Source organism: Streptomyces sp. NPDC048623, from assembly GCF_040650755.1.
GTDB lineage: Bacteria > Actinomycetota > Actinomycetes > Streptomycetales > Streptomycetaceae > Streptomyces.
Map to the genome: position 1 here is coordinate 82,107 of NZ_JBEZHV010000019.1, position 12,734 is coordinate 94,840.

Here is a 12,734-nt window from a genome sequence, read left to right on the forward strand (position 1 = left end):
GACGGCTAGGCTCGCGCCCGAGACAGCACCGCCGCGATCGGGAGAAAGCCACACCATGGCCAAGAAGCGCCCCCAGACGAAGCCCGCGAAGGCCGGAAGCACCGGCCAGGCACAGGTCACGAACGGGGAGATCCCGGTCGTCGGCGCGCGCGAGCCGTGCCCCTGCGGTTCGGGTCGCCGCTACAAGGCGTGCCACGGGCGGGCCGCCGCGCACGCCGGGACCGAGCTGGTCCAGCGGCCCTTCGAGGGCCTGCCGGGCGAGTGCGACTGGGTCGCGCTGCGCGAGCTGGTGCCCGCCGCGACCGTGCCGCTCACCCTCAAGGCCGGGCTGCCCGAGGGCGTGCCGTCCGTGACGCTCGCGACCGTGCTGCCGATGGCCTGGCCGGCGCTGCGCCGCGACGACGGCTCCGTGCTGCTCGCGCTGCAGAACGACTCGTCCTCCGGCGACCTCGGCCGCGACCTCGCCGACACCCTGGAGCGCGCCCTGGTGGCCGAGCCGGGCACGCCGGTCGCGCCCCGCCGCGTACCGGCGGAGGGTCCGCGACTTCAGGATCTGCTCGACGCGGACGGCGATTTCTCGCCGGTCGTGCACGAGGGATTCGAATTCTGGATTCCGGAGTCCGCGGACAATTCCAACCCCGAGGTCACCGCCTCCCTGGAGCGGGCCAACGCCGCCGCCATCCCGACCGTGAAGCTGGCCGGCGTGGACTCCGCGTACTGGTGCGAGACGCCGGAGAAGAACCACCTGCGCTGGGTCATGCCGCACCCGGAGGAGCAGCTGCTCGACGCGCTCGCCCGGCTGCAGGCCGCCGGCACCTCCTCGCTCGGCGCCGACACCCGCCTCGTCGGCTCGTTCCGCGCACACGGGCTCATGGTCCCGGTGTGGGACCTGCCGACCTCGATGACGGCGGAGGACTGCGAGAAGCCGGCCGCCGAGTTCGCCGAGCGGCTCGCGGCGGCGCTCGCCTCGGACGCTCCGCTCAGCATCGAGGAGCGCCGGGCGCGCGGCGGTCTCACCAACCGTCAGGTGACGCTCAGCTGATACCCGGGGTGGTATCCGTGACTGACAGACCGACCAGTCGGTGATGTCCGCCACAAGTCGCCCTCGGAAGGGCTAAATCCCTGTCCGAATAACCGAGATCGAATTTGCGAACGGCCAATCTCTTGTTACCGTTCTTGAAGCCCGGTCGCTGGTGCATCCCCCGTCGCCAGCGATCGGGCGTTCTCATGCCCGGACACCGATGCGTTCATGATCCGGTCGGCGGTCCGGAAGATCGAATTCCGTATTCGTCCGCCACTCGGCTGCCCATCGGGAGCCCCTCGGCGGCTCAACTGCTCTCCGGCTCCGCCGTGTTGCTTCCCGAGCGCAGCAGCAGCGGTGCGTTGCCGTCCTCGCCCTTTCCCGCGAACTCCGCGACCGCCGTGTGCGCCTCGGCCGCGCCCCGGCCCCGCTCCCTCGGCGTCTCGCACGTCCCCGGCTCGTCCCGCGCCGCGATCGCGCACCTCACCTGTACGGTCCGCCCGCCGGGCGCCATCAGGGTGAGGACGGCGTCGAGCTCCTGGCCCGTCGCGTTGCGGTAGTACGTACGCGCCCAGGTGTCCGGCCCCTCGGCCACCACACAGGTCTGCGCCTCGACGCCGTCGGGGGAGGCGAGTTCGGGTCCGCAGCGGGTGACGGAGGAGTCCGCCGTCTCCTCGGTACGGGACGGAGCCAGGTCAAGGCCGCCCAGATCCTGGAGCAGCCCCTTCGGCTTCGCGTCGCCGCCTCCGCCCCCGTCCCTGTCGCCTGCCGGGCCCGCCGCCGCCACGACCGGCACGAGCACGGCGATCAGAACGGCGGCGCCGAGCCCCAGGGCGCGCAGGCGCGCGGGACTGATGCGTGCCGGAGTCCTGCGCCCACTCTTGCGCCCCATCGTCGGCTCACCTGCTCCTCGGGAACGGATCCTCCCGAACGGATCCTCCGGCGAAGATAGCCGCGGCCGGCGGACTCCCGGCCGGCCGCGCGCGCGTTTCTGCTGGATGGCGGGCCGTTCCGCACCCGTTCGGGTGAACGCCCGCCCCTCGGGCCACCGCTCAGTACGCGAGCCGGCTGCCGCCGCCCGGCATGCTCGTGCTCGCCTCGACCAGCGCGTCCACGACCGCCTCGACGTCCGGCAGCCACGGCCGGGCCGAGCCCGCGAGCGGGGCGCGCTCCCAGCGCACCTGCCCGGTCCCGGTGGCCGAGGGCGGCAGCGGCAGATAGCCGCCGTCGCCGTGGAAGCGCAGCGAGCTGGGCACGCTGTCCTTGGTGTGGAGCAGTTCGCCGAGCCGTTCGAGGCCGTACGGGGCGACGAGGATCGCCCAGCGGGTGGGCGTGGCCACGACCGGGCCGAGCCGCATGCCCTGCGCGTCGAGCGCGGCGAGCGCGTGGGCGCCGGCGACGGCCGGGAGGCTGACCGCGCAGGGGGCGCGACCGCCGGTGGCGAGCAGGACCGGGGCCTCGGGGCGGCGGGTCCACCACCAGCGGATCATGCGGGCGTCGGTGGTGGCCGCGAGCAGCCCCGGGTCGAGGGGGTGCGCGCCGGGCACGACGCACTGGGGATCGGGACAGGCGCAGCCCACGACGGCGGGCAGCGACCCGCCGCCGGACGAGGAGCCGGAGAAGCCCGAGGAGCCGGACGAGGAGCCGCCCCGCGCCGCCCCGGACAGGACTCCGGACAGGACTCCGGACAAGAACCCGGCCCCGGACCCGGCCCCGGACCCGGCCCGGGTCCCGGACCCCGGCAACGCCCCGGACAGCGACCCGGCGGCCACCGCCGCCCACAGACCGCCCGTCCGCGCCGCCCGGGCCCGGGCCGACGTCCCGCCGGCCCACCACGGCGCCCTGCGCCGTACGCCCGGCCCCGAGCCCGGCCCCGCGGCCGGCCCCGCCGTCACCGACTCCTCCCGCGACGGGTCACCGTCGCCGGCACCGGCCGCCGCCGCGTCCACCCGCAGCCCCACGCCCGGCAGCACCGGCCAGCCCCACTCGGTGCCGAACAGCAGCGCCGCGTCGCGCCGCGCCTCCGCCGGCTCCCGTACCTCCGTCGAGGCCCGCACTTCCGCCGGGCCCTGCATGCCCTCCGTGCCCGCCCCGCGCTTGCCGCGCCCGAACCGGAGCCTGCGTCGCCTTCCGAGGATCTCGCGCATGAGCGCTCGTTCCTTTCCGTTGAACGCCGAATCCACACACCACGCGGATGTCACCCTACGTGGCGCTGCCTTCACCGTGCGTATCACTGAGCGCATCGCTGCGCGTATCACTCGCGTACTCACTGCGCGTCCTGGCACTGACGAGCCTCGCCCGGCCCGTGCGGGCTCTCTCGGCGTGCTCTCGGCGGGCGGCGGGCGTTCAGGCGGCGATCCCGCCGGAACACGTTCCCCGCCACTCGGGGTAGGGGTGCGGCATGCGGTGATGTGGACGCTCGGGTTCCGCGTCCGTATTCAGGGGCGTCTCCAACTGCCCCTGCCCGTCACCGATTACGTACCCGTCACGCTCTCAATGACGCGCTTTCAAACGACGCCAGTCGACCGCAAATGGTGCACACCGGGGGCAATTTTCAGCCAACTTCCCCTAGTCTTCAACCCTCTCGCCGCATCTCACGGACACCAGAAGTCCCATGGTGACAATGCTGGACATCGATCTACATGTGCGTGTAGATGTGGATCGATGGATAGCGGCGCAGAATGACTTGGGGGTTTGCGATGCTATTGCATGAAACGCGCAGGTCGGAAAGCCGAGTGCCATGAGTACACCACGCGCGCCGAAAGTGGCCGGAATCGATTCCACTGTTCCTTCTCCCCCGCACACTACGGCCCACCCCGGGGCCCGTGCCGGGATCCCCGCCACGGCCTCCCTCGGCGCGCCGCTCCCCACGACGGCCGCCGGCGGTCCGGTCGGCAGCGGTCCGATCGGCGGAGCGCTCCAGCTCCAGGACCGCCTGGCCGGCTGGGTCTCCGACCTCACCCTCCTCCAGGAGCTCACCGAGTCCCTGATCAGGACCGGCTCGCTCGACGGCGCACTGCGCGAGGTACTGCGCGCCGGAGCCGCCCTCGTCGGCGCCCGCCGCGGCATGGCCGTCCTCGAACCCGCCGACGGCCAGGGCCCCTCCCTCACCGTCGGCCTCGGTCTCGCCCACGCCGAACTCGGCACCATCGAGACCGTCCCGCGCAGCGTCACCTCGTACGGCCGCATCCTCGACGGACTCGACCCGCTCCCCGAGGGCGCCCTGCCCCGCCCCGTCGCCCACCCCGACCTGCGCTCCGAGGAGGACCTCGACCCCCGCCACCGCGAGGTCGCCGCCCGCCTCGGCTACGCCGCCAGCTACGCCCTGCCGCTCGCCACCGAGGCGGCCGGAAAGCTCGGCGCCCTCGTCTGGCTGTACGACGAACCGGCCGAGCCCACCGAACGGCAGCGCCACCTCATCGGCCTGTACGGCAGGTTCGCCACCGAGCACCTGGCCCGCCTCCTGGAGGTCGAGCGGGCCCGCGTCCGGATCGCCACCGTCGCCGAGGAACTGCTGCCCAGCCGCCTCCCCCGGGTCCCCGGCGTGCAGCTCGCCGCCCGGCACCGCACCGGCCCGCACGGCGGCGGCGACTGGTACGACGCGCTGCCGCTGCCCGAGGGCGCCCTCGGGCTCGCCGTCGGCTCCGTCTCCGGCAGCGGGCCGAGCGCCCTGGCCGCCATGGGCCGGCTGCGCGCCTCGCTGCGCGCGTACGCCGTGATGGAGGGCGAGGACCCGGTCGCCGTCCTCTCCGACCTGGAACTGCTGCTCCGGCTCACCGAACCCGCCCGCTCGGCCACCGCGCTCTTCGCCTTCTGCGAGCCGGCCGCGCGCCGGATCGTGCTCGCGGGCGCCGGTCACACCCCGCCGCTGCTCATCGGCGAGCAGCGCACCGAGTACGTGGAGACCTCGCTGTCCGCGCCGCTCGGCATGCTCTCCTGCTGGGAGGCGCCCAGCGTCGAACTGTCTCCCGCCCCCGGAGAAACGGTGCTTCTCTACACCGACGGGCTGCTCCGGCGGACCGGCGACGCCATGGACCGGGCCTTCGCCCGGCTGCACGCCGCCGCCGCGAGCGTGCCGAAGGCGGACCGGGCCGATCCGGGCGCGATCGCGGACCATGTCCTGCGGACGGTGCTGCCCGAAGGCCTGGACACGGCCGGCACCCACGGCACCCACGGCGCCGACGACGGCGAGGACGTGGTGCTGCTCGCCGCCCGCTTCGAGTGAGCCGGCACCGGGTCGCCCGCTTCGAGCGAGCCGCTTCGAGTGAGCGCTTCGAGCGAGCCGCTTCGCGTGAGCCCGGACACGTCGTCGCCACGGTGACCCGTCGGTAATGGGTCTTCGGCCTTTGGCACCTGACCGCACGCCCGTACGATGGTGGCGGTTCAGTGTCGTACCCAAAGGAGGCAGACCCGTGGCCGAGGAGCTCACGACGGACAACCCGGAGACCCCGGAGGAGTCCGAAGAGCAGGCGATCAAGCAGCGCAAGAACGGCCTCTACCAGGGCGTCTCCGACGAGCTCGCCGAGAACATGAAGTCCGGCTGGGCCGACACCGAGCTGCACGGCCTCGCGCCGATCGCCCAGGCCGCCCACACCGCCGACCGCCGCGCCGCGCTGTCCGCCCGCTTCCCGGGCGAGCGCCTGGTGATCCCGGCCGGCAACCTGAAGACCCGGTCGAACGACACCGAGTACGCCTTCCGCGCCTCCACCGAGTACGCGTACCTCACCGGCGACCAGACCCAGGACGGCGTCCTCGTCCTGGAGCCGGTCGAGGACGGCCACGAGGCCACGCTCTACCTGCTGCCGCGCTCCGACCGCGAGAACGGCGAGTTCTGGCTGGACGGCCAGGGCGAGCTGTGGGTCGGCCGCCGTCACTCCCTCGCCGAGGCGGAGCAGCTGCTCGGCATCCCGGCGAAGGACGTCCGCACGCTGCCCGAGCTGCTCAAGGAGGCCACCGGCCCGGTCCGCGCCGTGCGCGGCCACGACGCCGGCATCGAGGCCGCGCTCACCGACAAGGTGACCGCCGAGCGCGACGAGGAGCTGCGGGTCTTCCTCTCCGAGGCCCGCCTCGTGAAGGACGCCTTCGAGGTCGCCGAGCTGGAGAAGGCCTGCGCCTCGACCGCCCGCGGCTTCGAGGACGTCGTCAAGGTCCTCGACAAGGCCCAGGCGACCAGCGAGCGCTACATCGAGGGCACCTTCTTCCTGCGCGCCCGCGTCGAGGGCAACGACGTCGGCTACGGCACCATCGCCGCCTCCGGACCGCACGCCTGCACCCTGCACTGGGTCCGCAACGACGGCCCGGTCCGCTCCGGCGACCTGCTGCTGCTCGACGCCGGCGTGGAGACCACCGAGCTCTACACCGCCGACGTCACCCGCACGCTGCCCGTCAACGGCACGTTCACCGACGTCCAGCGCAAGATCTACGACGCCGTGTACGAGGCCCAGGAGGCGGGCATCGCCGCGGTGAAGCCCGGCGCCGCCTACCGCGACTTCCACGACGCCGCCCAGCGCGTGCTCGCCGAGAAGCTCGTCGAGTGGGGCCTGGTCGAGGGCCCGGCCGAGCGTGTCCTGGAGCTCGGTCTGCAGCGCCGCTGGACCCTGCACGGCACCGGTCACATGCTCGGCATGGACGTCCACGACTGCGCCGCCGCGCGCACCGAGGCGTACGTCGACACGACCCTGGAGCCGGGCATGTGCCTGACCGTCGAGCCGGGGCTCTACTTCCAGGCCGACGACCTGACGGTGCCGGAGGAGTACCGCGGCATCGGCGTCCGGATCGAGGACGACATCCTGGTCACGGAGGACGGCAACCGGAACCTCTCCGACCAGCTGCCGCGCCGCTCCGACGAGGTCGAGGCGTGGATGGCCGGCCTGCAGGGCTGACCTCTCCCGTACGTACGCAGAGCCCCCGTCGGCCTGGTGCCGGCGGGGGCTCTCGCGTCCCGGGCCCCAGGGGGCTCAGGTCAGCGCCAGCGGCGCGTCCGCGCGCCACTTGATGATCTTGTCGAAGCTGACGAGCGCGCCGCCCCGGCCCGTACGCCCGAAGTGCACATGGTCGGCGAGCTCCTCGATCAGGCGAAGGCCGCGCCCGTTCTCGGCGTCCGCGGCGGCCGGTGCGGGGACGGTGCCGGAGAAGCCGGGGCCCGTGTCGGCGACCTCGATACGGCAGGTCTCGCCGTCCAGGTAGGCGGTGACGCGGTACGCCTCCGAGGCCGGGCCTCCCCGGCCGGTGGCGGTGCCGCCGTGCTCCACCGCGTTGGCGCAGGCCTCCGTGAGCGCCACCGACAGCTCGTACGACACATCCGGGTCGACCCCGGCCGTCTCCATCGTGCCGAGCAGCAGACGCCGGGCGAGCGGGACGCTCGCGGCCTCGCGCCGCAGATGCAGGGACCACCAGATGCTCATGCTCCAGCCTCCTGGCTGCGGCTCGACATGCTGCGGCACGACATACCGATACGTATTGCCGTGCGGCGTGGTCGATAAGCCCCTTGCGGTGTCGACTGCACCTGTTCGGCGGATGTGCGCGTCCGGCGGCCCGGTGTATGTCGCCCGCGAAGACCCCGAGAAGACTCCCGGAAGCCCCCGGAAGACGCCCAAGAGCGACCTTCCGGACCTGCCGTATGAAGGGGGTGAGGCTGGTGCGATGATGGGCCCGCCATGTCTGCCCCCGCGCTCGCACCACGTCTGCTGAGGGCCGCGGTGTTCACCGCGGTCTGCGTCGTGCTGTCCGGGCTCGGCCACGCGCTCGCCGCGTGTGCGGGCATCGCGCTGTGGTCGCTGGTCGCCGGCTTCCTCGGCGTCTTCGGCGTCACGGTGCTCTTCACCGACCGGCAGCGCTCGCTGCCCGCGATCGTCACCGCGCTGGCCGGCGGACAGCTCGCCCTGCACATCCTGTTCGGGCTCGGGCAGCGCCGGATCGCGCTCGGCCCGCAGGCCGACGACGCACTGATCCGGCTCGCCGCCAAGCTGGTCTGCGGGGACGGCGCCACCGCGCTCAGCCCCGCCGACGCCGCCCGGATCGTCGGCGACGCCGGACTCACCGTCCCGGCCTCGGCCGGGGCGCACACGCACATGGCGGGCATGACGGGCATGGCCGGCATGACGGACGCCGCGGGGGCGGCCGCCGGGCAGGCCGCTCTCCTCCCCAGCCTGCCGATGCTGCTCGGCCACCTGCTCGCCGCGCTCGCGACCGGCTGGCTGCTGCGCCGGGGCGACCTCGCCCTCGGCCGTCTGGTGACGCTCTCCACGCAGGGTGCCGTCGAGCTCGCCGAGTGCGCGCTCGTCCGCTCGCTGCGCGGCGCGCTCTCCCTCGTACGGGCGCTGCTCGCCGGTCTGCCGGGCGCTCCGGCCACCGGGCCGCGCGGCCTGCCCCGTACCGCCTTCGACTCCTCGCCGCCGCCGGTGGCCGAGGCACTTCAGCACACGGTGATCAGGCGCGGCCCACCGGCCGCCGCCCGCTGCGTCCTCGCAGCCTGACGCGGACCGCTCCGCACCGGCCGGCACGGCCACGGAGCCGGGTCCGCGGTGTCCGCGTCATCCGCGCGCGGACCGCTCGCCCCTGTCTTCGTACCTCTCCTGAGCTGGAGTGTCTTTCGCCATGAGCGTTTCCCGTACGTCCCTGTCCGGTACCGCCCTGTCCCGTACGTTCCTCGCCCGCGCCGCCGTCGCCGGCGGTGTCGCCGCGTCCGCCGTCCTGCTGCTCGCCGGCACCGCCTCCGCGCACGTGAGCGTGCAGCCGGTGGGCCAGGCCGCCAAGGGCGGCTACGCGACCGTCAACGTGAAGGTGCCGAACGAGCGCGACAACGCCTCCACCGTCAAGGTCGAGGTCGACTTCCCGACCGACCACCCGCTGGCGTCCGTGATGGCGCAGCCGGTGCCCGGCTGGAAGGTCGAGGTCACCAAGGCCAAGCTCGCCAAGCCGCTGGAGCTGCACGGCAAGAAGATCGACCAGGCCGTCGCCAAGGTCACCTGGACCGCCGACGGTTCGAAGATCGGCCCCGGCCAGTTCCAGCAGTTCCCGCTCTCCCTGGGCAAGCTGCCCGAGGACACCGACACGCTCGTCCTCAAGGCGATCCAGACCTACGACAACAACGAGGTCGTGCGCTGGATCGAGGAGCCCAAGGAGGGCGCCGCCGAGCCCGAGAGCCCGGCGCCGGTCCTGAAGCTGTCCGCCGCGGCCGACGACCACCACGGCGCCGCCGCGGGCGCCGGCCCGGCCGCCGACGACAAGGCCGGCCACGACGACAAGGCAGGCGCGCACGAGGAGACCGCCGCCGCCACGTCCGACACCGCGGCACGCGTGCTCGGCGTGGTCGGCATCCTCGTGGGTGTCGCCGGAATCGCCTTCGGCGTCCTGGCCGGGCGCCGCCGCTCGGCCTGACGGCCGTCACCCTCACCGAAAGAATCACCATGTCCGACACGAAGTCCGGCACGAAGTCCGGCAAGAAGACGCCTGGTCAGATCCCCGGTGCCGAGGGCGGGAAGGACGGCGGCCGCCCCGGCCGCCGGGCCCCGCTGCTGATCTCCGCGGCGGCGATCGTCGCGGCCATCGGCGTCACCGCGGCCGTCGGCCTCGGCGGTGGCGACGACACGGCGTCCGGCCACGAGCACGGGGCGGTCACCCAGATCTCCGGCGGCACCGACAGCACCAAGGCCGCCACCGTCCTCGACCGGCCGTTCACCAAGCCCGACCTGGTCCTCACCGACACCAAGGGCGAGAAGTACGACCTGCGCGAACGCACCAAGGGCAAGCCGACCCTCATCTACTTCGGCTACACGCACTGCCCGGACGTCTGCCCGATGACGATGAGCAACATCGCCATCGCCCGCAGGGAGCTCCCCAAGGCCGACCAGGACAAGCTCCAGGTCGTCTTCGTCACCACCGACCCGGAGCGGGACACCGCCGCCGAGCTCGGCAAGTGGCTGCCCGCCGCCGGCGATCCGTCCTTCACCGGACTCACCGGCGACTTCTCGGCCATCCAGGCCGGGGCCCGTTCCATCGGCATCGGCATCGACCCGCCGAAGAAGGAGGCGAGCGGCGACGTCGTCTCCATGCACGGCGCCCAGGTGATCGCGTTCTCGCCGACCACCGACCAGGGCTATGTGCTCTACGGCGAGAGCACCACCGCCGACCAGTACGCCGCCGATCTGCCGAAGCTCATCAAGGGAGAGAACCCGTGAACCGCCGCACCGCCACCGCCCTGTCCGCCGCCACCGCGCTGACCGCCGCCCTCGCCCTGGGCCTGACGGGCTGCTCGTCGGACGACACCGCCTCCGCCAAGGGCGCCGAGGGCAAGCCGAAGCTGGAGGTCAGCGGCGCGTTCATGCCCCAGCCCGTGATGGACATGGCCGGTGGGTTCCTCACCATCAAGAACGACAGCGCCACCGCCGACAAGCTCCTCTCCGTCACCAGCGGTCTCTCGGACGACGTCCAGATCCACGAGACGAAGAACCAGAAGATGCAGCAGGTGAAGTTCTTCGACATCCCGGCGAACGGCGAGCTCAAGCTCGAACGCGGCGGCAGCCACATCATGTTCATGAACATCAAGCAGAAGCCCAAGCAGGGCGACAAGGTCGCCATCGAGCTGCACTTCGAGAAGGCCGACCCGATCAAGGTCGAGCTTCCCGTCGAGGCACCGAACCACAACCCGAAGCAGCACTGACCTGTGAGGGAGTGACCGACCCATGACGACCACCGCCCCGCGCCTCGGGCGGCCGGCCCGCAGCCATGCCCCCGCCCGGAGGCATGTCCTGATCCGGCTGCTGCTCGTCGCCGCCGCGCTCTTCGGCGCACTGCTCGCCGGTGCGGGCCCCGCGTCCGCGCACGCGGCGCTGACCGGCAGCGACCCGCAGGACGGGGCGGTGGTCGCCACCGCCCCCAAGGACGTCAACCTCACCTTCTCCGAGGAGGTCGCCATGAGCGGCGACTCCATCCGGGTCCTCGACCCGGCGGGGAAGCGGGTCGACACCGGCGAGATACAGGACCTGTGCAGCGGCTCGACCGTCCGGTACGGCGTCGCGCTGCTGCCCGGGCTGCCCGACGGCACCTACACCGTGGCCTGGCAGACCGTCTCCGCCGACAGCCACCCGGTCTCGGGCGCCTTCACCTTCTCCGTCGGCGCCCCCTCCGCCACCTCCGTCGCGCTGCCCGACACCCCGGTCGGCGGCGGCCTGGTCGGCGCGCTGTACGGGATCGCGCGCTACCTCTCGTACGCCGGGTTCGTCGTCCTCGTCGGCGGCGGGGCCTTCGTCCTGGCCTGCTGGCCGCGCGGGGCCGCCGTGCGCCCGGTGCAGCGACTGGTCGTCCGGGGCTGGCTCACGCTGACCGGGGCCACCCTGGCGCTGCTGCTGCTCCGGCACCCGTACACCAGGACCGGACAGCTCGGCGACGTCTTCGACCTGGGCGGGCTGCGGGCCGTCCTGGAGACCAAGACCGGCGCCGCGCTCTCCTCCCGGCTGCTGCTGCTCGGCGCGGCCGCGCTCTTCGTCGCCGTGCTGTTCGGCGCCTACGCCCGGCGGCGCGACGAGAAGGAGCACAAGGACCTCGCCTTCGGCCTCGCCCTCGGCGGCACCGTCGTCGCGGCCGGCATCGCCGGTACGTGGGCGCTGGCCGAGCACGCCTCGACCGGGCTGCAGCCGGGCATCGCGATGCCGGTCGACATCCTGCACCTGCTCGCCGTCGCCGCCTGGCTCGGCGGGCTCACCACGCTGCTCGTCGCGCTCCACCGGGCGCCCTCGGTCGAACGCTCCGCCGTCGAGCGCTACTCGAACCTGGCCTTCGGCTCGGTCGTCGTCCTCGCCGCGACCGGGCTCTACCAGTCCTGGCGGCAGGTCGGCACCTGGTCGGCGCTCGTCGACACCCGTTACGGACAGCTGCTCATGGTCAAGGCCGGCCTGGTGGCCGTCCTGGTCGGCATCGGGTGGGTGTCGCGGAGGTGGGTGCGGCGGCTCGCGGAGCAGCCGGAGGGGGCGGACACCGGCCTCGGTGAAGCCTCCGATGAAACACCCGACATCGAGGCCGAGGCCGAGACCGAGGCCGAGGCCGAGACCGAGGCCGAGGCCGGGGAGCCGGACGCCGAGCGGGCCGCGCAGCTCGCCCGGCAGCGGGCCGCCGTCGCCACCGCGCAGCGCAGGAAGGCGCGGGACGCCGACCCCGAGCGGGCCGGCCTCCGCCGCTCGGTGCTGACCGAGGCCGCCGTGGCGGTCGTGCTCCTCGCCGTGACGACCGTGCTCACCTCCACCGAGCCCGCCCGTACCGAGGAGCAGGCCGGCCAGGGACGCGCCGCGGCCGGCGCGGCCGCGGTGCCGAACCGTCCGATCGACGTCCGGCTGCCCTTCGACACCGGCGGCCCGGACGGCAAGGGCACCGTGCAGCTCACCCTCGACCCCGGCCGCACCGGCGCCAACGCCCTGCACCTCTTCGTGCTGCGGCCGAACGGCCGAGCCCTGGACGTGCCCGAGGTGAAGGTCTCCTTCACGCTCACGTCGAAGGACATCGGCCCGCTGCCGGTGCTGCCCGACCGCGTCCAGACCGGGCACTGGACGGCGACCGGCGTCCAGCTGCCGATGGCCGGCGAGTGGCTGATGCAGGTGACCGTCCGTACCTCCGAGATCGACCAGACCACCATCGAGAAGAACGTCAAGATCGGCTGACCCTCGTGAACAACCGCGTGAACAACCCCGAGAACGACCCCGCGAACGCCCCCGCGAACGCC

General features: G+C 73.3%; 11 protein-coding genes and 1 pseudogene. 8 read left to right on the plus strand and 4 right to left on the minus strand.

The features are described from left to right. The first annotated feature begins 55 nt into the window (after nt 1–55). Nucleotides 56–1,042, plus strand: a complete 987-nt coding sequence (locus AB0C73_RS25385; RefSeq protein ID WP_362534228.1) for a DUF5926 family protein — start codon at nt 56–58, stop codon at nt 1,040–1,042. Nucleotides 1,043–1,328: 286 nt separating this feature from the next. Here AB0C73_RS25385 and AB0C73_RS25390 read toward each other — a convergent pair whose 3' ends face one another. The 3 genes and pseudogenes from AB0C73_RS25390 to AB0C73_RS25400 all read right to left on the minus strand — a co-directional run. After that, entirely contained in the window at nt 1,329–1,913 is a 585-nt protein-coding gene (locus tag AB0C73_RS25390) for a hypothetical protein (protein ID WP_362534230.1), read from the minus strand. Between the two features lie 160 nt (nt 1,914–2,073). Then, nucleotides 2,074–2,613: a bifunctional DNA primase/polymerase gene (locus tag AB0C73_RS25395; protein ID WP_362534401.1), complete on the minus strand. Its 540-nt coding sequence runs from the start codon at nt 2,611–2,613 to the stop codon at nt 2,074–2,076. A gap of 363 nt (nt 2,614–2,976) precedes the next feature. Continuing rightward, nucleotides 2,977–3,168, minus strand: a pseudogene (locus AB0C73_RS25400) (hypothetical protein); the annotation flags it as partial. Between the two features lie 593 nt (nt 3,169–3,761). On the opposite strand from AB0C73_RS25400, the gene AB0C73_RS25405 reads away from it, so the two are divergent. Together AB0C73_RS25405 and AB0C73_RS25410 are read left to right on the plus strand one after the other, a co-directional pair. Beyond that, nucleotides 3,762–5,246 carry a PP2C family protein-serine/threonine phosphatase gene (locus AB0C73_RS25405; protein WP_362534233.1) on the plus strand — a complete coding sequence of 495 codons (1,485 nt, stop codon included), beginning with the start codon at nt 3,762–3,764 and terminating at the stop codon, nt 5,244–5,246. Between the two features lie 187 nt (nt 5,247–5,433). Continuing rightward, nucleotides 5,434–6,903, plus strand: a complete 1,470-nt coding sequence (locus AB0C73_RS25410; protein WP_362534236.1) for an aminopeptidase P family protein — start codon at nt 5,434–5,436, stop codon at nt 6,901–6,903. A gap of 75 nt (nt 6,904–6,978) precedes the next feature. Here the strand turns inward: AB0C73_RS25410 and AB0C73_RS25415 are convergent, their stop codons facing one another. Then, the gene (locus AB0C73_RS25415; RefSeq protein ID WP_362534238.1) at nt 6,979–7,425 is read right to left on the minus strand and encodes an ATP-binding protein; all 447 of its coding nucleotides are present in this window, start codon (nt 7,423–7,425) and stop codon (nt 6,979–6,981) included. A gap of 252 nt (nt 7,426–7,677) precedes the next feature. On the opposite strand from AB0C73_RS25415, the gene AB0C73_RS25420 reads away from it, so the two are divergent. The 5 genes from AB0C73_RS25420 (at nt 7,678) to AB0C73_RS25440 (ending at nt 12,672) form a co-directional block, all read left to right on the plus strand. Next, on the plus strand, nt 7,678–8,496 hold the full coding sequence (locus AB0C73_RS25420) for a hypothetical protein (protein ID WP_362534240.1): 819 nt from the start codon (nt 7,678–7,680) through the stop codon (nt 8,494–8,496). 121 nt (nt 8,497–8,617) lie between these two features. Continuing rightward, a complete protein-coding gene (locus tag AB0C73_RS25425; protein WP_362534243.1) occupies nt 8,618–9,400 on the plus strand; it encodes a YcnI family protein in 783 nt (260 codons plus the stop codon). Nucleotides 9,401–9,429: 29 nt separating this feature from the next. After that, a complete protein-coding gene (locus AB0C73_RS25430; protein ID WP_362534246.1) occupies nt 9,430–10,200 on the plus strand; it encodes an SCO family protein in 771 nt (256 codons plus the stop codon). Further along, nucleotides 10,197–10,682, plus strand: coding sequence for a copper chaperone PCu(A)C (locus AB0C73_RS25435; RefSeq protein ID WP_362534249.1), 486 nt, complete (start codon nt 10,197–10,199; stop codon nt 10,680–10,682). The genes AB0C73_RS25430 and AB0C73_RS25435 overlap by 4 nt, the downstream gene beginning before the upstream one ends. Nucleotides 10,683–10,704: 22 nt before the next feature. Beyond that, complete coding sequence (locus tag AB0C73_RS25440; protein WP_362534252.1) at nt 10,705–12,672, plus strand: copper resistance protein CopC; 1,968 nt, start codon at nt 10,705–10,707, stop codon at nt 12,670–12,672. The last annotated feature ends 62 nt before the right edge of the window (nt 12,673–12,734 follow it).

Bases quoted from the DNA above. Each gene is read 5' to 3' on its own strand.
- AB0C73_RS25430 (WP_362534246.1), top strand. From the start codon at position 9,430: ATGTCCGACACGAAGTCCGGCACGAAGTCCGGCAAGAAGACGCCTGGT.
- AB0C73_RS25425 (WP_362534243.1), top strand. From the start codon at position 8,618: ATGAGCGTTTCCCGTACGTCCCTGTCCGGTACCGCCCTGTCCCGTACG.
- AB0C73_RS25420 (WP_362534240.1), top strand. From the start codon at position 7,678: ATGTCTGCCCCCGCGCTCGCACCACGTCTGCTGAGGGCCGCGGTGTTC.
- AB0C73_RS25390 (WP_362534230.1), bottom strand. From the start codon at position 1,913: ATGGGGCGCAAGAGTGGGCGCAGGACTCCGGCACGCATCAGTCCCGCG.
- AB0C73_RS25440 (WP_362534252.1), top strand. From the start codon at position 10,705: ATGACGACCACCGCCCCGCGCCTCGGGCGGCCGGCCCGCAGCCATGCC.
- AB0C73_RS25415 (WP_362534238.1), bottom strand. From the start codon at position 7,425: ATGAGCATCTGGTGGTCCCTGCATCTGCGGCGCGAGGCCGCGAGCGTC.
- AB0C73_RS25385 (WP_362534228.1), top strand. From the start codon at position 56: ATGGCCAAGAAGCGCCCCCAGACGAAGCCCGCGAAGGCCGGAAGCACC.
- AB0C73_RS25405 (WP_362534233.1), top strand. From the start codon at position 3,762: ATGAGTACACCACGCGCGCCGAAAGTGGCCGGAATCGATTCCACTGTT.